The sequence below is a fragment of the Cellulophaga sp. RHA19 genome, assembly GCF_002813425.1.
Lineage (GTDB): Bacteria > Bacteroidota > Bacteroidia > Flavobacteriales > Flavobacteriaceae > Cellulophaga.
In genome coordinates this window covers 194,395-220,488 of the sequence record NZ_PHUL01000001.1, presented here as the reverse complement: position 1 = coordinate 220,488, position 26,094 = coordinate 194,395, and the positions used below count along the sequence as shown (strand labels likewise).

Below are 26,094 nucleotides of genomic sequence, written 5' to 3'. Positions count from 1 at the left end.
TTATGGATACTATAGAAGATTTAAATAAAGAAAACATACCAGACCATTTAGCTATTATTATGGATGGTAATGGTAGATGGGCTAAACAAAAAGGAAAACTACGTATTTTTGGCCATGAAAATGGTGTTAAAACAGTGCGTAGAGTAGTGGAGAATTGCGCAAAAATAGGAGTAGGTTACTTAACTTTATACACTTTTTCTACAGAAAATTGGAATAGACCAAAGCTAGAAGTAGATACGTTAATGCGTATTTTGGTGTCTTCATTAAAGAAAGAAGTTAAAACTCTTAACAAAAACAACATAAAACTTAATGCAATAGGTAACTTAGATTTGTTACCTAAAAAAGCAGGTGAAGAACTTAAGAATGTTATAGCTAAAACCTCGGCAAATACTGGTATGACGCTAACATTGGCATTAAGTTATGGTTCTAGGGATGAGATTAGAACAGCTGTTCAGGAAATTAGTATCAAAGTTAAAAATAATATAATTTCTCCCGAAAATATTGATGAAATCATTATTAATAACCATCTTTACACGCAAAATTTACCAGACGTAGATTTACTTATTAGAACCAGCGGTGAACACCGTATAAGTAATTTTTTACTTTGGCAAATAGCGTATGCAGAGCTGTACTTTACAGATGTACTTTGGCCAGACTTTAAAGAACATCATTTAGTAGACGCAATTAAAAATTATCAGAACAGAGAACGAAGATTTGGAAAAACTAGCGAACAACTCAACTAACACAACCAAAAGAGCCATTACTTTTGGTTCAATTATTACCATCCTTTTCCTTTTTACAAACTTAGTCGCTTTTGCGCAAGAAACATCTTATGAAGATGGTAAAAAGTATATTTTAGGTGGTTTAGAAATTACAGGCGTAAAAAGCTATAACGAGCAGACTGTAGTCACTTTTACCGGTCTTAGGGTTGGACAACCAATTACGCTTCCTGGAGAAGAAATTAGTGCGGTAATTAATAAGCTATGGGGTTTAGAGCTTTTTAGTGATATTAATTTTTATATTACAGATATAAAGGGGGAAAAAGTTTTTTTAGAACTTAATATTGTAGAGCGCCCTACGCTTACAGATGTTACTGTGTACGGAGTTAAAAAACGTAAAGTAGCAGATATTATTGATGATACAGATCTTAAAAAGGGTAAAAAAATTACTCAGAGTCTTATTAATAATACAGAGAATTACCTAAAAAATAAGTACAAAAAACAAGGGTATTTAAATACTAATGTGAATATTGTAACTGCTGTAGATACATCAGAAACCAATGCTCAGAAAATGGTAATTAATATCAAAAAAGGAGAAAAGGTAAAAATTAGTGATATTACTTTTGATGGTAACGATCAGTTGGCAGCAAAAAAACTACGTAAAGCACTAAAGAAAACTAAAAAGAAAAAGTTTTACCGTTTTTGGAAAAAATCTAAATACATAGAAGAAGATTACAAGAACGACTTAACTTCTCTTGTAGAGAAATATGCAGAAAGCGGTTATAGAGATGCAAGAGTAGTTTCTGATACTATTACAGATGTTGATGATAATAATATTAAAATCAATATTAAAGTAGAAGAAGGTAATAAGTATTACTTTGGAGATATAGATTTTGTTGGTAATACCGTATATCCAGATGCATTTTTAACAAGAGCTTTGGGTATTAAAAAAGGGAATACATATAATGGTGTATTGCTTAAAAAAAGAATTGAAGATAACACAAAGCCAGATCCAGACGATTTAAGTAGTTTGTATCAGAATAATGGTTATATGTTTTCTAGAATAACACCAGTAGAGGTTTCTGCAGAGAATGATACTATTAATTTTGAAATTAGAATTATTGAGGGGAAAGAAACGTTTCTTGATCACGTTACAGTTACTGGTAATGATAAAACAAACGACCACGTAATTTTTAGAGAGTTAAGAACACGTCCTGGTCAAAAATATAACAAAGCCAATATTATTAGGAGTATAAGAGAATTAGGTGCTTTAGGTTATTTTGATGCAGAAAGTATTAAGCCAGATGTACTTAATCCAAATCCTGATGCAGGTACTGTAGATATTAATTATAGTGTATTAGAGGCTGGTTCTAGTCAAATAGAATTACAAGGTGGCTACGGCGGTGGTGGCTTTATAGGTACTTTAGGGTTGTCTTTTAATAACTTTTCATTAAAAAATATATTTAAAAAAGAAGCTTATACGCCTGTTCCTATGGGAGACGGACAAACATTTGCTATTAGATTACAGGCAAGTAGAACGTATAGAGTTTATAGTCTTAATTTTTCTGAGCCATGGCTAGGAGGTAAAAAACCAGTACAATTTAATACTTCTTTATCTAGGACACAGCAGTTTGCATACGATTATACTTCTAACGAGATTGATAAAAGTAGACAGTTTTCAATTTCTAGTATTTCTGTAGGTTTGGCAAAAAGATTAAAGTGGCCTGATGATTATTTTGTAGCTTCTCATTCATTAGCGTATCAACTATATGATTTTCAAGATTACAACATAGGTTTGTTTAATTTTGGTAATGGTTCTGCAAATTCACTTTCTTATACATTTGGATTGTCTAGAGAATCTTTAGCAGGTGGTAAAATATTTCCTCGTGGAGGATCTAGTTTTCAATTTAAACTTAAAGCAACACCACCTTACTCATTATTTTCTGATAAAGATTATAAAGGTTTAAAAGAGGAGAGTGATGAATTGCAGGAGGTAAGAAATACTACTGGTAGTTTAAGTCCTTTTCAGCAAACTCGTTTAGAAAAAATAGAAGAAGACAGATTTAAATGGTTAGAATTTTATAAAGCTAGTTTTAAAGGAGATTGGTACACAACACTTACTGGTGATTTAGTTTTACGTTCTAACGCAGAGTTTGGTTTCTTAGGTAATTATAACAATGATATAGGTAATGTGCCTTTTGAGCGTTATTTTGTTGGTGGTGATGGTTTAGGAAACTTTACTTTAGATGGTAGAGAAACTGTACAATTAAGAGGGTATGAAAACCAATCTTTAACGCCAGTAGTAGCAAGTACTAATGAGCAAGAAGGTGGTGTGGTTTATAATAAATTCTCTATGGAACTTAGGTATCCTATCACTTTAAAACCATCAGCATCTATATATGCACTAGGATTTTTAGAAGGAGGTAACTCTTTCAACAATTTTACTGAATTTAATCCGTTTGAAATTAAACGATCGGCCGGAGTAGGGTTGCGCATATTTATGCCAGCTTTTGGTCTATTGGGAATTGACTTTGGTTATGGGTTTGATAAGGATAACTTACCTACCTCTACTGAGCCAAGTGGATGGCAAACACACTTCATCATTGGTCAGCAGTTTTAATTACAAAGAATATTTCTAATTTACCATATGTTAATAAGCTTGTATTTAGGTGATTAATATTTTTGGCACGATATTTTCTATGTATTAAAACGATAAACAAAATGAAAACAAAAGTTCTTTTAATTTTAACTACGTTGCTACTGTCAACTAGTATTTTTGCCCAGAGAGGTGTAAGGGTTGCCTATGTAGATATGGAATACATTCTAGAGAATGTAGAAGAGTATAGAGAGGCTAATGCGCAACTTGCTAGTAAAGTTGAAAAATGGAAGTTAGAGATTGAAGGTGAGAAAAAGCAAATCTTTGATATGCGACAAACCTTGCTTGCAGAAAAAGTTTTATTAACTAACGAGTTAATAGAAGAACGTGAGGAAGAAATAGCATTGTTAGAAAAAGAAATGCTACAATACCAACAAGATAGATTTGGTCCTCAAGGAGATTTGGTTATGCAAAAGTTAAGACTGGTGCAGCCAATACAAGATCAGGTTTTTAATGAGGTACAAAAGATAGGTAAGAATAAAAATTACGATTTTATTTTTGATAAATCTGCAGATGTTGTAATGTTGTATGCAGAAAAAAGAAATGACATTAGTGAGTTAGTACTTAGAGCTATTTCTAGGACTAGAAAAATTAGTGCCCCTAAAAAGAGTGCAAGAAGTAGGTTTGAAGACGAAGAAGAAGACAAGCCTATTACAGAAGCTTTAAAGGTTAGGCAAGAACAAGCTAAAGAGGCAGACGCGGCCAGAGCTAAGAGTGCAGAGGAAAAAAGAGCAGAGCAGTTAAAGTTGCGTGAAGAGCGTAAAAAAGCTTACGAAGCTAGAAGAAAAAAATTATTAGAAGAAAAGGCAGCTAAACAAAAGAAAACCAAAGAAGAAAAGGACGGTAATTAAAAAAGAGTCTATACACTAAAATTAACTAAATACTTAAATTAACATTCAATTACTATTATGAAACATTTAAAGAAGATAGCAGTAGCATTAGTATTATTTGTAGCTACAACAGCATTTGTAAACGCACAGTCTAAAGTTGCGCATATTAATGTACAGCAGTTGTTACAAGAAATGCCTGCAATGAAGAGCGCAGATGCAGAATTAAAGAAGTTAAACGAAACTTTAGGTGCAGACATACAGGCAAGTATGGCAGAAGCTAGAAATAAAGCTACGCAGTACCAAAATGAAGCAGCTTCTAAAACTGCAGAAGAAAATGCAAAAAGAGAGCAAGAAATAATGACATACCAAAAAACAATTCAGACTGCACAGCAAGCTGCACAGCAAGAATTGCAAAAAAAGCAACAAGAATTGTTAGCTCCAATACAAGAGTCTGCAATGAAAGCTATAGAAAAAGTAGCAGCTGCTCAAGGTTTTGACTATGTAATTGATGCTAGTCCAGGTGCAGGTCTTCTTGTTTCTAAAGGAAAAGATCTTTTAGCAGACGTAAAAAAGGAATTAAAATTCTAATAAGCTATACTAGTTTATTTCATAAAGGCTGTGCTATTTGCACGGCCTTTTTTGTTACTTTATAGTATATTTAGGCTTCTAAATTATAGGTTACAATGCATAACAATCCTATTGGTGTTTTTGATTCTGGTGTAGGTGGTACATCTATCTGGAAAGAAATTCATAAATTATTACCCTTAGAGAATACTATTTATCTTGCAGATAGTGCTAATGCACCTTATGGAGAGAAATCTGCAGAGGATATATTAAAGCTTAGTATTAAGAATACAGAGCTTTTGTTAGAGTATAATTGTAAGATAATAGTTGTTGCTTGCAATACAGCAACAACTAATGCTATTAGTTATCTTAGGCAAACGTATACAGGTGTTTCTTTTATTGGTATAGAGCCAGCTATAAAGCCAGCAGTGTTGCAATCTAACTCTAAAACTGTAGGTGTTTTAGCAACTAAAGGTACCTTGTCTAGTAGTTTGTTCCATAGTACGGTTAAAAACCACGCAGAGGGCATTAAAATTATTGAAAAGGAAGGTAAGGGTTTGGTTCCTTTAATAGAATCTGGTAAGGCAGCATCAAAGGAATGTAAAGATCTCTTAAAAGCATTATTAACTCCTATGTTAGCTCAAAATATAGATTATCTTGTTTTGGGTTGTACTCATTATCCGTACTTAATTCCTGTGCTTAAAGAGTTGTTGCCTCAGCACGTAAATATTATAGATTCTGGTGAGGCGGTTGCTAAACAGACTAAGGTTATTTTAGAAAAAGAAAATTTATTAAACAAAAATAATGTTTCTTCTTTGCATAAGTTTTTTACTAATGCAGATGTGTCTATTTTAAAATCTTTTCTAAAAAATGTAGATGCTTCTATAGCTGTTTATTATCTAGATTTTTAAAATTATTTAGCACTTGCGCACATATGTTATGTAAGTGAAGTCTATTTTGTGCTTGACATCTTTTGGATGATATTCTTCAAAAACTATTTCCCAGTTGTCATCATTTAGTTCAGGAAAAAAAGTGTCAGCATCAAAAATAGCGTGTACTCTTGTTAGTTCTATTTGGTGTGTGTTTGCTAATGCTAATTTGTATATTTCTCCGCCCCCAATTATATAAACTAATTCATTGTCTTTTGTAATGTCTAGGGCGTCTTGTAATGAGTGTACAACAACGCAATTGCTATGCTCTATAGTATAGTTTTTATCTCTGGTGATTACAATATGCTTTCTGTTGGGTAAAGGCTTAGGAAAGCTTTCAAAAGTTTTTCTACCCATTACTATTGGGTTGCCGGTAGTAAGTTTTTTAAAGCGTTTAAAGTCATCTGGCAAATGCCAAAGTAAGTCATTATCTTTTCCTAAAGCATTATTTTCTGCAGCAGCTGCAATAGCAATTATTTTTTGCACAATTAATATTTTATATGTTTATATGGCTACTTTTCCTTTAATGTGTGGGTGCGGATCATAACCTTCTAAAGTAAAGTCTTCAAAAGTAAAATCAAAAATATTTTTTACTTCTGGGTTTAATATCATTTTAGGTAAAGCCCTAGGTTCTCTGCTTAGTTGTAGTTCTACTTGTTCTAGGTGGTTATTGTAAATGTGGGCATCACCAAAAGTGTGAATAAAGTCTCCTGCTTCATAACCACAAACTTGCGCCATCATCATAGTAAACAAGGCATAAGAAGCAATGTTAAATGGTACACCTAAAAAGATATCTGCGCTTCTTTGGTACAATTGACAAGATAGTTTTCCATCTGCAACGTAAAACTGAAAAAATGCGTGACAAGGAGGAAGTGCTGCTTTACCGTTTGCTACATTTTCAGAGAAAGAAACAGATGTGTCTGGTAATACGCTAGGATTCCAAGCGGTAACCATCATTCTTCTGCTGTTAGGGTTGTTTTTTAGTGTTTCAATTACCTCTTTAATTTGGTCAATATCCTCGCTATTCCAATTACGCCATTGGTGTCCGTAAACTGGTCCTAAATCTCCATTTTCATCGGCCCACTCATTCCAAATACGGACTCCGTTTTCTTGTAAATAAGCAATATTTGTATCACCTTTTAAAAACCAAAGTAATTCGTATATAATAGATTTTAAATGTAATTTTTTTGTGGTAACCATAGGAAAACCTTTGCTAAGGTCAAAACGCATTTGGTGACCAAAAACACTTATTGTTCCGGTGCCAGTACGATCTCCTTTTTGGTTTCCTGTTTCTTGTACGTGTTTAAGTAAGTCGTGATATTGTTTCATTTTAAAGCAGTATCTTTCTTCTGTTTGGTGTAAACAGAAATTGTTTAGTCTTATGTAAAAATAAGTAATTAAATAATAAGTAATTAAATAATAAGTTTTGAATAATGATTAAATCATATATCCAAAACTTATTAGCTAGTTTATAAAATTATTGTGTTTTAGGTTGATGTTAGCCTAATATCATACCTGCAATAGTAGCAGAAAGTAATGATGCTATAGAGCCTCCTAATACAGCTTTAAGTCCAAGTTCTGATAATGTTTTTCTTTGATTAGGAGCTAAAGATCCTATACCGCCTATTTGTATACCAATTGAAGCAAAGTTGGCAAAGCCACAAAGCATATAAGTAGCCATTAAAATAGATTTGTTGTAAGTAAAATGCGGATTAGCAGCAATATTTTTTAGTTCTGCTAATTGCTTGTATCCAATAAATTCACTGGCAGCCAATTTTACTCCTAGTAATTGTCCCATAAGCATTACGTCTTCTTTTGCAACACCTATTAGCCACATTAACGGCGCAAAAATGTAGCCTAAAATAAACTCTAGTGACAAGCAGTCGTATTGTTTGTGATTGTTGTCTATTATGGTGTTTAATGATGTAAAATGCCAAGATATGTCTAAAGATTTTATTGTGATACCATCAAAGCCTGCAGCACCACTTAGGATTCCGTTAACCATAGCAATAAGGGCAACAAATACTAAAAGCATTGCGCCAACATTTACAGCTAATTTTAAACCTTCAGTTGTTCCGTTTGCAATAGCATCTAAAATGTTAGCACCTATTTTATCTTGTGAAACATGCACATTTGTGTCCACTTTTTCAGTCTGTGGGTATAATATTTTAGAAATTACAATAGCACCTGGAGCAGCCATTACAGAAGCGGCTAATAAGTGCTTAGCAAATTCTAATCTTAAAACAGGGTCATTTCCTCCTAGAAACCCAATATAAGCAGCTAAAACAGCGCCAGCTACTGTTGCCATACCGCCAACCATAACTAATAAAATTTCAGACTTATTCATTTTTTCTAAATAAGCTTTTATTAATAGTGGGGCTTCAGTCTGACCTAAAAATATATTACCAGCTACAGATAAACTTTCTGCGCCAGATATGCCTAGTGTTTTTGTTAATAGTTTGGCTAGTGCTTTTACAACACGCTGAATTATTCCTAGGTAAAACAGTACAGATGTTAATGCAGAAAAGAAAATGATAGTTGGTAAAACTTGAAAAGCAAATATGAATCCAAATTTATCCATATCTGTTACCAATCCTTCAAATAAAAATTTACTCCCTTTAGTGGTAAAATCAAGTATGCTAACAAAAACTTTACCTACGCTATCAAAAACAACAGCAATAAATTCAATTTTTAACACGCCAATTGCAATAACTAGCTGCAAGCCCAGACCAATACCAACTGTTTTCCAGTTTATGGCTTTACGGTTTGCACTAAATAAAAAGGCTATTAATATTAAAACAGCCATACCTAAAAGTCCTCTTAATAAACTGCTAACGGAAAACCCTGCATTGTCTATAATAGGTTTTATTGTAGTATCTGTTGTTGTGGTTTGTATGGTTTCTACAGCTGCTTGTGCAGGTATAGAGTCTTGTGCTATAGATGGAAATATAACAAAAAAAGCAAATAGGAAAATCCAGTAACTTTTTTTCATAGTAAGTTTTGTGTAAGTGTTATTTTCTTTTTGAGATTTCATCTCGTAATTTTGCAGCTTTCTCGTAATCTTCATTTGTAACTGCTTTATTTAATTCTTCGTGTAGCTCACTTAAATTTAATTCTCTGTAAGCATCAGAAGGGTTAGACTCCAGTTCTACGGTTTCTCCTTCTTGTAGAATTTCATCAACCATAATACTGTCATCTTTATCTGGGTCTTCATCTTCATCTTTAGAAGAGAATTTTAAGAAAATACCAGCTTTGTCTAAAATAGTTTTGTAAGTAAATATAGGGGCGTCAAAACGTAATGCTAATGCTATAGCATCACTTGTTCTGGCGTCTATAATTTCTTCAACCATATCTCTTTCACAAATAATACTAGAGTAAAAAACGCCATCTACAAGTTTGTGTATTATAACTTGATTAATTACGATAGCAAATCTATCAGCAAAATTTTTAAAAAGATCGTGCGTTAGTGGTCTTGGTGGTTTAATTTCTTTTTCTAAGGCAATTGCTATAGATTGGGCTTCAAAAGCACCAATAACTATAGGTAGTTTTCTATCACCATCTACTTCATTTAATATAAGGGCATAAGCGCCATTTTGTGTTTGGCTGTATGATATTCCTTTTATTTTTAGTCGTACTAAACTCATATTAAAATTTAAAATTACTAAGGGCTGCCTAAATAAAAGGGATTACCTTGTATTTAAGCAGCCCTTTAGTATGGGCACAATTTATAAAAAATTAAGCGTTTTGCGCTTTAAATTCTTTTAATTTTTCGATTAAGGTAGGAACAACTTCAAAAGCATCGCCAACAATACCATAATCTGCAGCCTTAAAGAAAGGAGCTTCTGGATCTGTATTAATTACAACTTTTACTTTAGAAGCGCTAATTCCAGCAAGGTGCTGTATAGCTCCAGAAATACCAATAGCAATGTATAAATTACTTGCTACAGGTTTACCTGTTTGTCCTACGTGCTCGCTGTGAGGTCTCCATCCTAAATCTGATACTGGTTTAGAACAAGCTGTTGCAGCACCAAGTACGTCTGCTAATTCTTCAATCATTCCCCAGTTTTCTGGACCTTTTAAACCTCTACCACCAGATACAACTACATCTGCATCTGCAATAGTTGCTTTACCAACAACTTTATCTATTTCTATAGATTTAGTAGAAAAGTCTGCATCTGTAATAGCAGGAGAAAAATCTTCTACTGCTGCAGTTGCGCTATTTTCTTTAGCGCCAAATGCATTGTTAGATACCCCAACAACCTTAATATCTGTGTCTATAGTTGTGTGGGCAAAACCCTTATTACTAAATACTGTTCTTTTTACTTTAAATGGTGATGTGCTTTCTGGAGCATCTACCACGTTTGGAGCATAACCAGCTTTTAATTTAGCAGCCACCATAGGTGCTAAATATTTACTATCTGTGCTAGAGCCTATTATAACAACTTTAGCTGTTTCTTTCTCAACTGCTTCTGTTAACGCGTGTGCATATGCTTTTGCATTAAAAGTTTTTAGAGTTTCATTGCTAATATTTAACACTTTAGTAACACCATAGTTACCTAGAGTGTCATTACCTTCTGCATTAAAAGATACAGCGGTAACAGTTGTGCCTAATTGTTGAGCTACTGCGTAAGCATAAGAAGCTACTTCAAAAGCACTCTTTTTAAATTTTCCGTTTTCTGATTCTGTGTATACTAAAACTGACATAAATTAGATTGCTTTTGCTTCGTTATGTAATAAGTTAATTAACTCGTCTATGTTATCTGCATCAACTAGTTTTACAGCTCCTTTTGCAGCAGGCTTATCAAAACTAACATCGTTAGTTGCGGCATCTGCTCCGGTTGGTTCTACAACTGTTAGTGCTTTTTTACGAGCCATCATAATACCTCTCATATTAGGTATCCTTAAATCGCTTTCTTCAACTAAACCTTTTTGTCCGCCTATAACTAAAGGTAATGACGTGCTTATTTTTTCTTTACCACCATCTATTTCTCTAGTAGCTGTAACAGTATCGCCATCAATCTCTAAGCCGGTACAAGTATTTACAAAGTTCATATCTAATAATGTGGCAATCATACCTGGTACCATACCTCCATTATAGTCAATAGACTCACGACCTGCAATTACAAGATCGTAACTTCCGTTTTTAATTACTTCGGCTAGTTGTTGTGCTACAAAAAAACCATCAGTAGGTTCTGCGTTAACACGTATTGCTTCATCAGCGCCAATTGCTAATGCTTTTCTTATTGTAGGTTCTGTTGTTGCGGTACCAACGTTCACAACATGTACAGTTGCTCCTTGTTTTTCTTTAAACCACATTGCTCTTGTAAGACCAAATTCATCATTTGGATTAATTACAAATTGTACACCGTTTGTATCAAACTTAGTATCTCCTTCTGTAAAGTTAATTTTAGAAGTAGTGTCTGGTACGTTACTTATGCAGACTAATATTTTCATCTTTTATCAATTTTATAATAACTTGGCTAAGATACCAATAAAATTTGTAATTTACTATGCATGCATAATAAATTTTATCGTTTTTTTGCCAGTATGTTAACTGTAATTGAAAGATTATTTCCTATTTTTGCTAGCGTTTTTATCATTATATTAATTTATTCCACGTAAATGAAAACATTACAGTTTAGAGAGGCTATTGCTGAGGCTATGTCTGAAGAGATGCGAAAAGATGAATCTATCTATTTGATGGGTGAAGAAGTAGCTGAGTATAATGGTGCTTACAAAGCATCTAAAGGTATGTTAGATGAATTTGGCGCTAAAAGAGTAATAGATACTCCAATTTCTGAATTAGGCTTTGCTGGTATAGCTATTGGTTCTGCAATGAACGGAAATAGACCTATAGTGGAGTTTATGACATTTAACTTTTCTTTGGTTGGTATAGACCAAATAATAAATAATGCTGCAAAAATTAGACAAATGTCTGGTGGGCAATTTAATTGTCCTATAGTTTTTCGTGGTCCTACTGCTTCTGCTGGCCAGTTAGCTGCTACTCACTCACAAGCTTTTGAGAGCTGGTTTGCTAATTGTCCTGGTTTAAAAGTTGTTGTCCCGTCTAATCCTATGGATGCAAAAGGCTTATTAAAAGCAGCTATACAAGATGATGACCCTGTTATTTTTATGGAGTCTGAGCAAATGTATGGTGATAAAGGTGAAGTTCCTGAAGGAGAATATACATTGCCTTTAGGTGTTGCAGATATTAAAAGAGAAGGTACAGATGTTACTATAGTTTCTTTTGGTAAAATTATTAAAGAGGCTTACACTGCTGCAGATGAATTGGCAAAAGAGGGTATTAGCTGTGAAATTATAGATTTAAGAACAGTTAAACCTTTAGATTACGATGCGGTTTTAAAATCAGTTAAAAAAACCAACAGATTAGTAGTATTAGAAGAAGCTTGGCCTTTTGGTAACATAGCAACAGAAATTACATACCATATACAGTCTAATGCATTTGATTATTTAGATGCTCCTGTAGAAAGAATAAACACAGCAGATACACCTGCTCCTTATTCTCCTGTTTTATTAGAAGAATGGTTGCCTAACCATACAGACGTTATTAAGGCAGTTAAAAAAGTTTTATATAAATAAGATTTTAGTTTTTTATAAAGAACTAAAGCTTTGCCTGTGTGGCAAAGCTTTTTTCTTTTTCTAAAAACTTTATAAATCAATAGGTTGCTTTTAAGAATTAGTTATGATAAAAAAATTCTTTTTTGTTCTATTTTGTTTTGTTTGCCTCTTAAATTATGCGCAAACAAAAGTAAGTGGTGTTGTTGTAGATGAATTTGGTGAGCCAGTTGCATTTGCCAATGTTTTATTTAAAAATTCTACCGAAGGTACCATAACTAACGATGATGGTCGCTTTTATATGGAGTCTGATAATAATCACAGTCTTTTACAAGTGTCATTTGTTGGATATGAAACTTTAGAGATAACACTTAAAACAAAGGTTACCTATAAAATTGAAGCAGTATTAAAAGAATCTGGAGAACAGTTAGACGAAGTTGTTATTTTTTCGGGCAAACTTTCTAAAAAAAATAATCCAGCAATAGATATTCTTAAAAAAATATGGGCTAAAAAACGAGAAAATGGCTTACGTAAATACAATCAATATGAGTATGATAAGTATGAGAAAGTAGAGTTTGACCTAAATACCATAGACAGTGCTTTAATAAAAAGTAAAATGTTTAGAGGTTTAGAGTTTGTTTTTAACGATTTAGATACCTCAAGAGTAACGGGTAAAACGTACTTGCCAATTTTTTTAAACGAAACTTTTCATAAAGTTAATGGTGATAATGTTTTAGGAGTTAAAAAAGAAAAGTTACAAGGAAGTAAAAATTCTGGCTTTTCTAATAATCAAGCTATATCAGCATTTGTAGAGGATTTATATTCAGATTATGATATCTACAACAATTACTTAAAGTTTTTTGATAAAAGCTTTACTAGTCCACTTTCTAAAACTGGTGTAGATGTTTACAACTATGCTTTAGCAGATAGTGCTTTTATAGACAATAAATGGTGTTACAATATTATTTACTATCCTAGACGTAAAAATGAGCTTACTTTTAAAGGAGATTTTTGGGTAAACGATTCTACTTACGCAATAAAAAAAATAAATTTAGAGGTTACAAAAAGTGCCAATATAAACTGGGTAAAAGAAATTTATATAGAGCAAGAGTTTGATGTTGTTAACGATTCTGTTTTTCTTTTAAAAAGAGATTATATGTTAAGCGATTTTAGTCTTAACAAAAAAGAAACTTCTAAAGGTATTTATGGTAAGCGTACTACTATTCATAATAACTATAAGTTTGATGTACCTAAAGATAAAAAATTCTATAAAGAGAGCGTGGACGAGTACAGTCCAGAAGCTTTTAGTAGGGATGATAATTTTTGGACAGAAAATAGGTTAGAGCAGCTTAATAAAGATGAAAAAGGTGTATATCAATTGCTAGACACCTTAAAAACAGTTCCTAAATTTAACACCTACTATAACATAGTTAGTATACTGGGTTCTGGTTATGTAGAGATTGATAAATGGAATTTAGACATTGGTGATGTATACAGTGTTTTTGGATATAATGATGCAGAAGGTGTTAGGGTAAGGGCAGGTGCGCGTACATACTTTGGGCAAAATGACCCTTGGCGTATAGAAGGTTATTTGGCTTATGGTTTTGGCGATGATAAAGTAAAACACGGTATTTCTGGAAAGTGGTTGGTAGATAAAAAAAGTAGACTAATAATCTCTGGAGGGCATAGGCAAGATGTTGAGCAAATGGGTTTAAGTTTAACAGCTACTAATGATGTTCTGGGTAGAAGTATTGCTTCTTCATCTGTGTTTACTGTTGGTTCTAATGACAGGTTAACAAATATAGATTTATCTGCTTTTAGTGTAGAAGTGGAGCCTGTAAATAATGTAAGACTAAGAGTTGGTAACTCGTATAGAAAACTTAGCTCTGCTTTACCAGATGCTTTTAGTTTAGATTATGTAGATGCAGAGTCTGTAACAGGAGTATCATCAGAAATAAAGCAATTAGATTTTACGGCTACCTTAATTTATACACCAGGAAAACGTACTATTGGTTATGGTGTTGAACGTAAAAGTATTAATGACGAGTATAGTACATTATTATTTAATTATTCTAAAGGATTTAAAGGTCCAATGGAGAGCAATTTTGATTATAATAAAGTGCAATTCTCTTACGGTCAGCCTTGGCAAATTGGCGGTTTTGGAAGGCTATATAGTACTGTAGAAGTAGGTAAAACATTTGGTGAAGTGCCTTTGGGTCTGTTAAATGTTGTGCCAGGTAATCAAACATTGTTTTCAATATATAACACATTCCCAAATTTAGATTTTTACGAATTTGTAACAGATACATACGCATCTGTGCATTTAGAACATAATTTTAATGGAAGGTTGTTTTCTCGTATTCCTTTTATGAGAAAATTAAACTTAAGAGAAATTGTAGGTTTAAGAGGTGTTTGGGGAGAGTTGTCATCAGAAAATATTGCATTAAATGCTCCAACTAATATTCCGTTAATGGCACCATCTGATGAGATGTATTGGGAATATTCTTTTGGGATAGGCAATATATTTAAAATATTACGCGTTGATTTTAACTTTAGAGGGAACTATTTTGATAATCCAAATGCACGCCCTTTTAGTGTAACAGGCTCTTTTGGGTTTAATTTTTAATAGTAAGCTATCAATAATTTAAACTAAAAAATACTTTTTGTTCCTGTAGATTACACTATTTTTGTATAATAATTAATAATAAGAATGACTAAACACGGAAAAACATCTTTTGATGTATTAATAGAGATTCCAAAAGGAAGTAGAAATAAGTACGAATACGATTTTGATTTAAAAAAGATACGTTTTGATAGAATGTTGTTTTCTTCAATGATGTATCCTGCAGATTATGGTTTTATACCAGAAACACTAGCATTAGATGGTGACCCGTTAGATGTATTAGTTTTAGGTGGTGAACCAACTTTTCCTATGTGTGTTGTAGAAGTAAAGCCAATTGGGGTTTTTCATATGGCAGACGAAAAAGGTCCAGATGAAAAAATAATCTGTGTACCTGTATCGGATCCAATCTGGAATATATTAAATGATTTATCGGATATGAATCCTCACCAAATAAAAGAAATAGAACATTTCTTTCAGGTGTATAAAGATTTAGAAAAGAAAAAAGTAGACGTAGGTGCTTGGGGAGATGCCAAAGAAGCTTACCAAATACTAAATAAATGTATCGAAAGATATGATGAAAGTGAATTTAAAGCTAAAGACGCCTTTAAGATTTAAAATAACAAATCATCAGTAATTTACTTAAAAACCCTTTCATATGATAAATATGAAAGGGTTTTTTTGTTAAGTTTCATTTTGTTACATTTACTAGGCTAATAATTAAACAATTACAAAATATGGAGTCAATGATTATTTATGCGCCAATTGTAATGGCGTTGTTGGGATTAGTTTATATGGTTGTAAAACAATCTTGGGTAATGAAACAAGATGCAGGTGATGGTAAAATGAAAGAAATTTCAGATCACATATATGAAGGTGCTTTAGCTTTTTTAAAAGCAGAGTACAAGCTTTTAGCAATCTTTGTAGTAATTGTAAGTGTGCTACTTGCTATAGTATCTGTAGTAGTGCCCACTACTCATTGGTTAATTGTGGTAGCTTTTATTTTTGGAGCTGTGTTTTCTGCTTTTGCAGGTAATATAGGAATGAAGATTGCAACAAAAACAAATGTACGAACTACCCAAGCAGCACGTACAAGTTTGCCAAATGCATTAAAAATATCTTTTGGTGGTGGTACTGTTATGGGACTTGGAGTTGCTGGTTTGGCTGTTTTAGGTTTAACAGCTTTTTTTATTATTTTTTATCAATTTGTTTTTATGCCAAATGGCTGGACAGGTGTAGAAGATATGACTATTGTTTTAGAGACGCTTGCTGGTTTTTCTTTGGGAGCAGAATCTATAGCTTTATTTGCTAGAGTAGGTGGTGGTATTTATACAAAAGCAGCAGATGTTGGTGCAGATTTAGTAGGTAAGGTAGAGGCAGGTATCCCAGAAGATGATCCTAGAAACCCGGCAACAATAGCAGACAATGTAGGTGATAATGTAGGTGATGTAGCTGGTATGGGAGCAGATCTATTTGGTTCTTATGTGGCTACAGTCTTAGCTGCTATGGTTTTGGGTAATTATGTTATTAAAGATATGGGAGGCTCTATACAAGATGCCTTTGGAGGTATTGGGCCAATTTTACTGCCAATGGCTATTGCGGGTGCGGGTATTATAATCTCTATTATTGGTACAGTGTTGGTTAAAATTAAAAGTAACGACGCTAAAGAAGCACAAGTTATGGGGGCATTAAATTTAGGAAATTGGGTTTCTATAGGTTTAGTGGCTGCTTCTTGTTTTGGCTTGGTTACTTGGATGCTACCAGAGACAATGCAAATGGAATTTTTTGGAGAGGGTAAAATAGCAATCTCATCTATGCGTGTTTTTTATGCAACTTTAGTTGGTTTAGTAGTAGGTGCTGTAATTTCATCTGTAACAGAATACTATACAGGTTTGGGTAAAAAACCAATTTTAAAAATTGTACAACAATCTAGTACAGGTGCAGGTACAAATATTATTGCTGGTTTGGCAACTGGTATGATTTCTACTTTTCCTTCAGTATTATTATTTGCAGGAGCCATTTGGGCTTCATACGCATTTGCTGGTTTTTATGGTGTTGCACTGGCAGCTTCTGCAATGATGGCTACTACGGCTATGCAATTGGCTATAGATGCATTTGGGCCAATATCTGACAATGCTGGTGGTATTGCTGAGATGAGTGAACAAGAACCAATTGTGCGTGAGCGTACAGATATCTTAGACTCGGTTGGTAATACAACTGCTGCAACAGGTAAAGGTTTTGCTATTGCTTCTGCTGCATTAACATCATTAGCTTTGTTTGCTGCTTATGTTACATTTACTGGTATAGACGGAATTAATATTTTTAAAGCTCCAGTTTTAGCTATGTTATTTGTTGGTGGTATGGTGCCTGTAGTATTCTCTGCATTGGCAATGAATGCTGTTGGTAAAGCAGCTATGGAAATGGTGCAAGAAGTACGCAGGCAGTTTAAAGATATTCCGGGTATTATGGAAGGTACAGGAAAACCAGAATATGATAAGTGTGTAGCAATTTCTACACAAGCATCTTTAAAGGAAATGATGTTACCTGGTTTGTTAACCATAGGTTTTCCGTTAGTAATAGCGTTTGTTCCTATGTTATTTGGAATGAATAATATGGCTATTGCAGAAATGCTTGGTGGTTATATGGCTGGCGTTACAGTAAGTGGTGTGCTTTGGGCTATTTTTCAAAATAACGCTGGTGGTGCTTGGGACAATGCTAAAAAATCTTTTGAAGCAGGAGTAGAGATTAACGGAGAAATGACTTTTAAAGGGTCTGATGCACATAAAGCTGCAGTTACAGGAGATACAGTTGGTGATCCTTTTAAAGATACTTCTGGTCCGTCAATGAATATATTAATAAAATTAACGTGTTTAATAGGTTTAGTTATAGCTCCTATTTTAGGCGGACATATAGAGGATGGTTCAACGTCAACAGAGCATCAAACAAAAAAGGAATTGAATGTAAAAATTGATGCTAGTAATAATGATTTAGCTGTGGCAACTATTACAACTATAATTACAAAAGAAGGAGAAGTAAATAAAAATATACAGGTTGTAAATGGTACTGTAGAAGAAATTACAGAAAAGATAAAAGCTGCTAAGGAAAAAGAAGGCGTAGAGATTAATATTGTTAAAGACAATAACTCTAAAACTATAGAGGTAGACTATAAAAACTAATATTAGACTTTATTGAGGAAATAAAAAAACCACACTATTTAGTGTGGTTTTTAATTTTTTATGGCTGAAATAATCCATTTATTTCTGCATCAATTTTATTAATTACAAATCCTAAATCCTCAGGATCATCAACAAAATTTAAATTATCTACATCAATAATTAATAAGTTTCCTTTGTCATAACCGTGTATCCAAGCTTCATAACGTTCATTTAATCTACTTAAATAGTCAATAGAAATGGTGTTTTCATAATCTCTTCCTCTTTTATGTATTTGGTTTACTAAATTAGGAATAGAACTTCTTAAGTAAATAAGTAAATCTGGTGGTTGTACTAAACTTTCCATTAACTCAAAAAGACTTGTGTAGTTTTCAAAATCTCTGTTAGTTAATAAGCCCATTGCGTGTAGGTTAGGAGCAAAAATAAAGGCATCTTCATATATTGTTCTGTCCTGTATTATGTCTTTACCACTTTCTCTAATTTGTAAAATTTGTCTAAATCTGCTATTTAAAAAGTAAATCTGCAAATTAAAACTCCAACGTTCCATTTGGTTGTAAAAATCATCTAAGTAAGGATTGTCTACAACATCTTCAAAATTTGGTTGCCAATTAAAATGTTTGGCTAGCAATCTGGTTAAAGTTGTTTTCCCTGCACCTATGTTTCCTGCTACTGCAATATGCATATTCTGTATGTGTTTATATATTTTTATTAGACCGATATAGGGGTCGCACAATATACAAGATAAGACTAGTATCTAAAAATGTTTGCAGTATTAAAGCTAAAACTTTTTAAAAACAGTACTAAACCATTGTATTTATGCAAAGTTACAACGATAAAATAAGTCATATACGTATGTTTAAAACGATTTTTTCAAAAAAAATACGAATAAGCATTAAACTAAATTGAAAGATGATAGTCTAAGTAGTTGAAAGCTAACTATCCGCTATGGATATAAAACATATAAATATGAAGAATATTTTTTTTGTTGCAATTACTTTAATTAGTTCTGTATTTGCAGTAACGGCACAAGACTTCCAAGGAAAAGCCATTTATGAAACAAAAGTTACAAAGGCTCCAGATTTTGGAGGTAGAGATATGCCAGAAGCTCGTAAAAAGGAAATTATGGAGCGTATGAAAAGCGCTATGGAAAAAACATATATTTTAACGTTTAACAGAACCGAGTCTTACTACGTAGAAGATGAAAAGTTAGAGGCTCCTGGAGGTGGCGGACCAGGTTGGTTGCGTTTTGTAGGTAGTGGTTCTACTGGTAAATATTATAAAAATATAAAGGAACAAAGTTATACCAACCAAGTAGAAATGTATAGTAAAAACTTTTTAATTAAAGATGAGTTAAAAAAGCCTGAATGGAAAATGGGCTCAGAGACTAAAAAAATAGGAAACTATACAGTTTACAAGGCAACACTTACAACTCCAATAGATACTACAGGTGTAGGTGCTATGACTAGAATGTTTAGGCGTGGTAGACAAGGAGAGCAGTCTGAACGTAAAATACCTACAGAAAAAACGGTTGTGGCTTGGTATACATTAGATATTCCTATTAGTCAAGGTCCAGCAGAATACTGGGGTTTACCTGGCTTAATATTAGAAATAGAGCAAGAAGGATCTACTTTGGTATGTAGCAAAATTGTTATGAACGCAGATGATGTTGTAGAGGTAAAAGCACCAACTAAAGGAAAAGATATTAACCAAAAAGACTTTGACGAGCTTATGATAAAAAAGCGTCAGGAGATGATGCAGAATTTTCAGCAGCGTAGAGGATCAGGTGGTAGAGGTCGTTAAATTTCATCAGTTTTAATATAAATTTATAATGAAAAAAATCATAAAGTTTTTTATGGTTATGGCTTGTATTGCTATAACCGGAGTGGTACAGGCACAAAAAATTACAGTTACTGGTGTTGTTATGGATAGTCTTAATAACCCTTTAGAAATGGCTAACGTAGTGGCTATTAATGCAGAAACTAAAGCGTTGGATGGTTTTGGAATTACCAATGAAAAAGGTATTTACAAAATGAATGTAGAGGAAAACTCTAAATATAATATTAAGGTAAGTTATCTAGGTTTTAAAACAAGGGAAATTATTTTAGAAACTAAAGAGGCAGATATTAAAAGAGATTTTACACTATTAGATGAAGCTGAAAGTTTAGATGGTGTAGAAATTACGTATGAGATGCCTGTTAATGTAAAAGGAGATACTATAGAGTATAATGCAGATTCTTTTGCCACAGGAACTGAAAAAAAACTTGAAGACGTTCTTAAAAATTTACCAGGTGTAGAGGTTAATGATGATGGGGAAATAGAAGTTGAGGGTCAGTCTGTTGGTAAAGTAATGGTAGAGGGTAAAGACTTTTTTGATGGTGATAGCAAATTGGCATCAAAAAATATACCTGCAAATGCCTTAGATAAAATACAGGTTTTAAAAAACTACAATGAAGTTGGTCAATTAAAAGGTGTTACAGACAACCAAGACAGTTACGCAATTAATATTAAGCTTAAAGAAGGTAAAAAGAATTTTTGGTTTGGAGAAATAACTGCGGGTGTTGGTAATAAGGAACGCTACATAGCTCACCCTAAATTATTTTATTACAACCCTAATTATAGTATAAACTTAATTACCAATTTTAATAATATTGGCGAGGTACCATTTACACGTAGAGATTATTTTAGATTTACGGGTGGTTTTGGTAATGGCGGTAGTGCTAACACTGGTACAAGTTTTAATGTAGGTTCTAGTGATATGGGTTTTTTAACATTACAAAATAATAGAGCTCAAGAAATTAGTTCTAAGTTTGGTGCTGCTAACTTTAGTTATTCTCCTAAAAAAACTTGGGATTTAAGTGGTTTTGCAATCTACTCTGGTAACGTTACAGATATGCAGCAAAATACATTTAGACAATACAAAGCTAATGCAGATGGTAGCCAGCCTTCACCAGATGAATTAACAGAAAGTGTTACAAACCAAAGAAGTGATTTGGCTTTAATTAAGTTAAGTTCTAGCTACAAGCCTAATGCAGATAATCATTTTGATTATGATATTTTTGGTAGAATATCTAGCCAAAAAGAAGTACAAGATTTGTTCTCTAATTTAACAGGTAATATAGATGAGGTTCAAAAACAAGATCCATACAGTATAAATCAAAACGCTAATTACTATTACACATTAAACGCTAAAAATATATTTGCAGTAGAAGCGCAGTATCTAATACAAGAAGAAGACCCTTTTTATAATGCAGCGCTAGCACAGAGTGACCAGTTTAGGTTAGATGAGGTTTTAGGTATGGACCAAAACCAAGATGGTTATGATGTAGTACAAGACAAAAGAGTAAAAACCAATAAGCTAGATGCAAGAATAGATTACTGGTATATTACAGGCGATAAGAGTAATGTAAAGTTTACGCTTGGTTCTTTATTAAGTACACAAAAATTTAATTCAGAAATTTTTCAGATTCTAAACAACGGAAACAAGTTTACATTAAACGATGCTGTTAGCTCTGTAGAAAATGATGTAAAGTATAACTTTATAGATATTTATATGGCTTTTGAGTACAGAGTAAAAGCTGGTGCATTTACATTTACACCTGGTTTGTCTGTACATAACTACACTACAAAAAATGAACAATTAGGATCTACTGTTACAGATGACTTTGTTCGTTTACTACCAAGTTTTAATACAAGGTTACAACTAAAAAAGAGTGAAGATATCAACTTTAGTTACAGAATGATGACAAGTTTTTCTGATGTGAACCAGTTTGCATCTTCTTTTGTCATGAACAATTATAACTCTCTTTTTCAAGGTAATAGAGATTTAGAAAGTGCACTATCTCATAACTTAAGCTTGCGTTACAATAATTTTAATATGTTTAATTTTAGTAATATTAGAGCATCACTTTCATATAACAAAAGGGTAGACCAAGTACGTAATATATCAGACTTCTTAAATTTCCCTAATCCAGATTATCCAGCAACATCAGATGATGAGTTTATACAAACATCTAACAGAATATCGTCTCCATTTAATTCTAACTTTGCAGACGAAACCTTTTCTGCAAACGGATCTTTTGAGCGTACTTTTGGTAAAATAAAAGCAGGTTTAGGAGCAACTATGAACTATTCTAAGTTTAACCAAATAGTAGATAATGAGCAGGCAATTAACGAATCTTTTACAACTACTTACAGAGGTAGTTTGGGGACACGTTTTTTAAATGCGCCAAATATAGAGTTTGGTTATAATTTAGCGGTAAACAATTACGAACAGCCAAATGGCTCTAGTATAAAATATTATACACATCAGCCAAGTGTAAAACTAGATGCTACTTTTTTAAGAGATTTTATTTTTAATGCAGACTACTCTTACTACAATTACAAAAACGAGATAGAAAGTTTAAATACATATTCTTTTATGGATGCTACATTAGGTTATCAAAAAAAGGATAGCAAATGGGAGTATATTTTAGGGGTAACCAACTTATTTAATACAGAATCTTTAAACCAGGATAGTGATAATACCTTGTTTGTAAGCACAAGCGAGTATTTTATACAACCTAGATACGTAACCTTAAAAGTAAGGTACAACCTGTAATACAGCATTGTTTGTTAATAAAGAGGTTATGGTATACAAAGCAATTTGTAACTGTAGCCTCTTATTTTTTCGTTAAAACTATTTTAGAACCAATCTAATTTTATACTTTTGCAGTCTAAATTAAGAGGAAGGATTTGACTGATTGCAACCTCGTATACTGTTACTCAGTACTACAAAAAATGCTAAAACAGATTTTAGCTGATTTTTTATCAGCACCTTTTCCTGTTTTGTTGCAATCTACCTTACCATTCCTCTACTAACAATAGAAGTACAATATTATGGCATATTTATTCACATCAGAATCTGTAAGTGAAGGACATCCAGATAAAATTGCAGATCAAATTAGTGATGCATTATTAGATAATTTTTTAGCTTTTGATCCAGAAAGTAAAGTAGCTTGTGAAACACTAGTTACAACTGGGCAAGTAGTGCTTGCTGGTGAGGTAAAAAGTAACACTTACGTAGATTTGCAAAACATAGCACGTGAGGTAATTAATAACATTGGTTACACAAAAGGAGCTTACCAATTTAGTGGAGATTCTTGTGGTGTTATTTCCTTAATTCACGAGCAGTCACAAGACATTAATCAAGGTGTAGACCGTGGTTCTAAAGAAGAGCAAGGTGCCGGTGACCAAGGTATGATGTTTGGTTACGCAAGCAAAGAAACAGAAAACTATATGCCATTGGCATTAGATATATCGCATAAAATATTACAAGAGCTTGCAGCATTGCGTAGAGACGGTAAAGAAATCTCTTATTTACGCCCAGATGCAAAGGCGCAGGTAACTATAGAATATTCAGATGATAACGTACCACAGCGTATAGATACTATTGTTGTATCTACACAGCATGACGATTTTGATGCTGACGATGAAAAAATGTTAGCGCAAATAAAATCAGATATTATTTCTATTTTAATGCCAAAAGTAATAGCGCAATTTCCAGAGAAAGTGCAAGCGTTATTTACAGACAAAATACAGTACCATATTAACCCAACAGGTAAATTTGTAATTGGTGGTCCTCACGGAGACACAGGTCTTACAGGACGTAAAATTATAGTAGATACCTATGGTGGTAAAGGTGCTCACGGAGGTGGTGCATTTAGTGGTAAAGATCCAAGTAAAGTAGACCGTAGTGCAGCATATGCAGCAAGGCACGCAGCTAAAAATTTAGTAGCAGCTGGTATTGCAGACGAGATTTTGGTACAAGTAAGTTACGCCATAGGCGTAGTAGAGCCAACTTCTATTTATGTAGACACATATGGTACAGCAAAAGTAAATTTAACAGACGGAGAAATTGCAAAAACAGTAGCGCAAATTTTTGATATGCGTCCTTTTGCCATAGAAGATCGTTTAAAGCTAAGAAACCCTATTTATTTAGAAACCGCAGCTTATGGTCATATGGGTAAAGAGCCAAAAACAATCACAAAAGTTTTTGAGTCTCCATACAATGGTAAGGTAGAAAAAGAAGTAGAACTTTTTACTTGGGAAAAACTAGATATGGTAAACGCAGTAAAAGCTGCTTTTAATCTTTAAAATAAAGTTTCTAATCATATATAAAAGTGCTTTGCTGTAATGGTAAAGCACTTTTTTTATACTCAATATTCTACTTTTTATTTGGGTGTTACCACAAGGGTCGGGCTTTTTGTTGCAATCTTTTTTAAGAAAAATAAAAAAGGATTTTCACTACAATCCCTAACACAAATAAAGTTTCAATTTAATAAATCGTTACAAAAACAAACAAAAATTATGTTTCTGTTATTTAACGGTACTTAGAAAGTAAATTTCAATATTTTTTCAAAAAAGATTAGGATATTAAATTTTTCTGAACATATATTTGTAACTCAAAGTTCAAAACACTTATTGAATAGTTATCAAGAAAGGCGGAGGGATTAGACCCAATGAAGCCTTAGCAACCCTTTGTGCAATACAAAGAAGGTGCTAAATTCTACCAAGTACAGCGGTACTATAGGCAGATAACGAAACAAGCTTTTTTATTTCAAAAAAAGTAAATTTCCAATTTCTTTTTAACTCATTTAATTTTTAAACCATCTTGCAAAGTCGGCAAGACGCGGTTTTGACTTTTTTATTTTATCAATTTTAATAATTAAAAAATCAAAATTATGAGTACTCAAAAATTAGCAACAAACGCATTACACGCAGGTCACAACCCATCAGAAACAGCAGGTACAAGAGCAGTGCCTATTTACCAAACGTCTTCATACGTTTTTAAAGATACAGACCACGCGGCAAATTTATTCTCGTTATCAGAACTAGGATTTATTTACACACGTTTAAACAACCCAACAAATCAAATATTACAAGATAGGTTGGCTGCAGCAGAAGGTGGTGTAGGAGCAGTAGTATTTGCATCTGGTACAGCAGCAATTTCTACAGGCTTATTAACTCTTTTACGTGCAGGAGACCACATTGTAGCATCTAGCAGTTTATATGGTGGTACGTTTAATTTGTTAAATGTAACCTTGCCAAGGTTAGGTATTACAACCACTTTTGTAGATGCATCTAACCCAGAAAGTTTTGGCAAAGCAGTACAAGAAAATACAAGAGCATTTTTTGTAGAGTCGCTAGGAAACCCAAAATTAGACGTACTAGATTTAAAAGCAATTTCTAAAGAAGCAAAAGCTGCAAAGGTGCCTTTTATTGTAGATAATACAGTAGCATCACCAGCATTGTTAAACCCAATAGAGCACGGAGCTAATTTAGTAATACACTCACTAACAAAATATATAGGCGGACAAGGAACTTCTTTAGGAGGAGCAATTGTAGATGCTGGTACGTTTGACTGGACAAACGGGAAGTTTCCAGAGTTTACAGAGCCGTCTGCAGGTTACCACGGTTTGGTGTATAGTGAGGCTCTTGGTAATGCTGCATTCACATATAAATTAATTTTAGAGGGGTTAAGAGATTTTGGTGGAGCTTTAAGTCCGTTTAATGCTTTCCAAATTATACAAGGTTTAGAGACTTTACCAGTGCGTATAAAACAACATAGTGCAAACGCACTAGAATTGGCTACTTGGTTAGAGGGTAGAGATGAGGTTGCTTGGGTAAATTACCCAGGATTAGAAAGTAATAAATACTATGACCTTGCCAAAGAATATTTACCAAAAGGACAAAGCGGATTAGTAACGTTTGGTTTAAAAGATGGTTTTGAGGCGGCTAAAAAAGTAACAGATGCTACTAAAATATTTTCTCTTTTAGCAAACATAGGAGATACTAAATCTTTAATAATTCATCCTGCAAGTACAACGCATCAACAATTAACAGTAGAGCAGCAAGAGTCTGCTGGTGTTGGTCAAGATCTAATTCGTTTGTCTGTTGGTTTAGAAGATGTAGACGATTTAAAGTTAGATTTAGAGGAGGCTTTTAAAGTTATAAAAGCAGAAGTTATTGCTTAAAATAGTTCTTCAATT

At 33.1% G+C, this 26,094-nt stretch carries 20 protein-coding genes and 1 riboswitch; of the genes, 13 read left to right on the top strand and 7 right to left on the bottom strand.

What is annotated here, in order from left to right; all coding sequences use genetic code 11:
* The first annotated feature begins 2 nt into the window (after window positions 1-2).
* The 5 genes from AX016_RS00965 (at window position 3) to murI (ending at window position 5,680) form a co-directional block, all read left to right on the top strand.
* A complete protein-coding gene (locus tag AX016_RS00965) occupies window positions 3-743 on the top strand; it encodes an isoprenyl transferase (RefSeq protein ID WP_100893817.1) in 741 nt (246 codons plus the stop codon).
* Window positions 715-3,339, top strand: a complete 2,625-nt coding sequence (locus tag AX016_RS00960) for a BamA/OMP85 family outer membrane protein (RefSeq protein ID WP_100893816.1) — start codon at window positions 715-717, stop codon at window positions 3,337-3,339. The genes AX016_RS00965 and AX016_RS00960 overlap by 29 nt, the downstream gene beginning before the upstream one ends.
* 101 nt (window positions 3,340-3,440) lie before the next feature.
* Window positions 3,441-4,226, top strand: coding sequence for an OmpH family outer membrane protein (locus AX016_RS00955; protein ID WP_100893815.1), 786 nt, complete (start codon window positions 3,441-3,443; stop codon window positions 4,224-4,226).
* A 57-nt stretch (window positions 4,227-4,283) separates the two neighbouring features.
* Window positions 4,284-4,793, top strand: coding sequence for an OmpH family outer membrane protein (locus tag AX016_RS00950; protein WP_100893814.1), 510 nt, complete (start codon window positions 4,284-4,286; stop codon window positions 4,791-4,793).
* A 95-nt stretch (window positions 4,794-4,888) separates the two neighbouring features.
* Complete coding sequence (murI, locus tag AX016_RS00945; protein WP_100893813.1) at window positions 4,889-5,680, top strand: glutamate racemase; 792 nt, start codon at window positions 4,889-4,891, stop codon at window positions 5,678-5,680.
* Between the two features lie 6 nt (window positions 5,681-5,686).
* Here the strand turns inward: murI and AX016_RS00940 are convergent, their stop codons facing one another.
* The 6 genes from AX016_RS00940 to AX016_RS00915 form a co-directional block, all read right to left on the bottom strand.
* The gene (locus AX016_RS00940) at window positions 5,687-6,184 is read right to left on the bottom strand and encodes a dihydrofolate reductase (RefSeq protein ID WP_100893812.1); all 498 of its coding nucleotides are present in this window, start codon (window positions 6,182-6,184) and stop codon (window positions 5,687-5,689) included.
* Between the two features lie 18 nt (window positions 6,185-6,202).
* Window positions 6,203-7,027 (bottom strand): thymidylate synthase, encoded by an 825-nt coding sequence (locus AX016_RS00935; protein WP_100893811.1) that lies wholly within the window; start codon window positions 7,025-7,027, stop codon window positions 6,203-6,205.
* 169 nt (window positions 7,028-7,196) lie between these two features.
* On the bottom strand, window positions 7,197-8,765 hold the full coding sequence (locus AX016_RS00930; RefSeq protein ID WP_232732580.1) for a NupC/NupG family nucleoside CNT transporter: 1,569 nt from the start codon (window positions 8,763-8,765) through the stop codon (window positions 7,197-7,199).
* On the bottom strand, window positions 8,710-9,342 hold the full coding sequence (locus AX016_RS00925) for a bifunctional nuclease family protein (protein WP_100893809.1): 633 nt from the start codon (window positions 9,340-9,342) through the stop codon (window positions 8,710-8,712). Before AX016_RS00925 ends, AX016_RS00930 begins: the two co-directional genes overlap by 56 nt.
* Before the next feature lie 91 nt (window positions 9,343-9,433).
* Window positions 9,434-10,402 (bottom strand): electron transfer flavoprotein subunit alpha/FixB family protein, encoded by a 969-nt coding sequence (locus AX016_RS00920; RefSeq protein WP_100893808.1) that lies wholly within the window; start codon window positions 10,400-10,402, stop codon window positions 9,434-9,436.
* Window positions 10,403-10,405: 3 nt separating this feature from the next.
* Entirely contained in the window at window positions 10,406-11,152 is a 747-nt protein-coding gene (locus AX016_RS00915; RefSeq protein ID WP_100893807.1) for an electron transfer flavoprotein subunit beta/FixA family protein, read from the bottom strand.
* 168 nt (window positions 11,153-11,320) lie between these two features.
* Between AX016_RS00915 and AX016_RS00910 the strand changes: the two genes are divergently transcribed.
* The 4 genes from AX016_RS00910 to AX016_RS00895 all read left to right on the top strand — a co-directional run bounded on the left by AX016_RS00910 (window position 11,321) and on the right by AX016_RS00895 (window position 18,070).
* On the top strand, window positions 11,321-12,298 hold the full coding sequence (locus AX016_RS00910) for a pyruvate dehydrogenase complex E1 component subunit beta (RefSeq protein ID WP_100893806.1): 978 nt from the start codon (window positions 11,321-11,323) through the stop codon (window positions 12,296-12,298).
* 103 nt (window positions 12,299-12,401) lie between these two features.
* Window positions 12,402-14,900 carry a DUF5686 family protein gene (locus tag AX016_RS00905; protein WP_100893805.1) on the top strand — a complete coding sequence of 833 codons (2,499 nt, stop codon included), beginning with the start codon at window positions 12,402-12,404 and terminating at the stop codon, window positions 14,898-14,900.
* An 84-nt stretch (window positions 14,901-14,984) separates the two neighbouring features.
* A complete protein-coding gene (locus AX016_RS00900) occupies window positions 14,985-15,512 on the top strand; it encodes an inorganic diphosphatase (protein ID WP_100893804.1) in 528 nt (175 codons plus the stop codon).
* Between the two features lie 119 nt (window positions 15,513-15,631).
* Complete coding sequence (locus tag AX016_RS00895; RefSeq protein ID WP_100893803.1) at window positions 15,632-18,070, top strand: sodium-translocating pyrophosphatase; 2,439 nt, start codon at window positions 15,632-15,634, stop codon at window positions 18,068-18,070.
* A 58-nt stretch (window positions 18,071-18,128) separates the two neighbouring features.
* On the opposite strand, the gene AX016_RS00890 is transcribed toward AX016_RS00895, so the two are convergent.
* On the bottom strand, window positions 18,129-18,749 hold the full coding sequence (locus tag AX016_RS00890; RefSeq protein WP_100893802.1) for a deoxynucleoside kinase: 621 nt from the start codon (window positions 18,747-18,749) through the stop codon (window positions 18,129-18,131).
* A gap of 284 nt (window positions 18,750-19,033) precedes the next feature.
* Here AX016_RS00890 and AX016_RS00885 point away from each other — a divergent pair, with 284 nt between their 5' ends.
* From AX016_RS00885 to AX016_RS00865, 4 genes are all read left to right on the top strand, one after another.
* Window positions 19,034-19,867 carry a GLPGLI family protein gene (locus AX016_RS00885; protein WP_157811048.1) on the top strand — a complete coding sequence of 278 codons (834 nt, stop codon included), beginning with the start codon at window positions 19,034-19,036 and terminating at the stop codon, window positions 19,865-19,867.
* Window positions 19,868-19,895: 28 nt separating this feature from the next.
* Complete coding sequence (locus tag AX016_RS00880) at window positions 19,896-22,664, top strand: carboxypeptidase-like regulatory domain-containing protein (protein WP_100893800.1); 2,769 nt, start codon at window positions 19,896-19,898, stop codon at window positions 22,662-22,664.
* 278 nt (window positions 22,665-22,942) lie between these two features.
* Complete coding sequence (gene metK / locus AX016_RS00875) at window positions 22,943-24,199, top strand: methionine adenosyltransferase (protein ID WP_100893799.1); 1,257 nt, start codon at window positions 22,943-22,945, stop codon at window positions 24,197-24,199.
* A 332-nt stretch (window positions 24,200-24,531) separates the two neighbouring features.
* A riboswitch (SAM riboswitch) is annotated at window positions 24,532-24,646 on the top strand.
* A gap of 140 nt (window positions 24,647-24,786) precedes the next feature.
* Window positions 24,787-26,079 (top strand): O-acetylhomoserine aminocarboxypropyltransferase/cysteine synthase family protein, encoded by a 1,293-nt coding sequence (locus AX016_RS00865; RefSeq protein WP_100893797.1) that lies wholly within the window; start codon window positions 24,787-24,789, stop codon window positions 26,077-26,079.
* The last annotated feature ends 15 nt before the right edge of the window (window positions 26,080-26,094 follow it).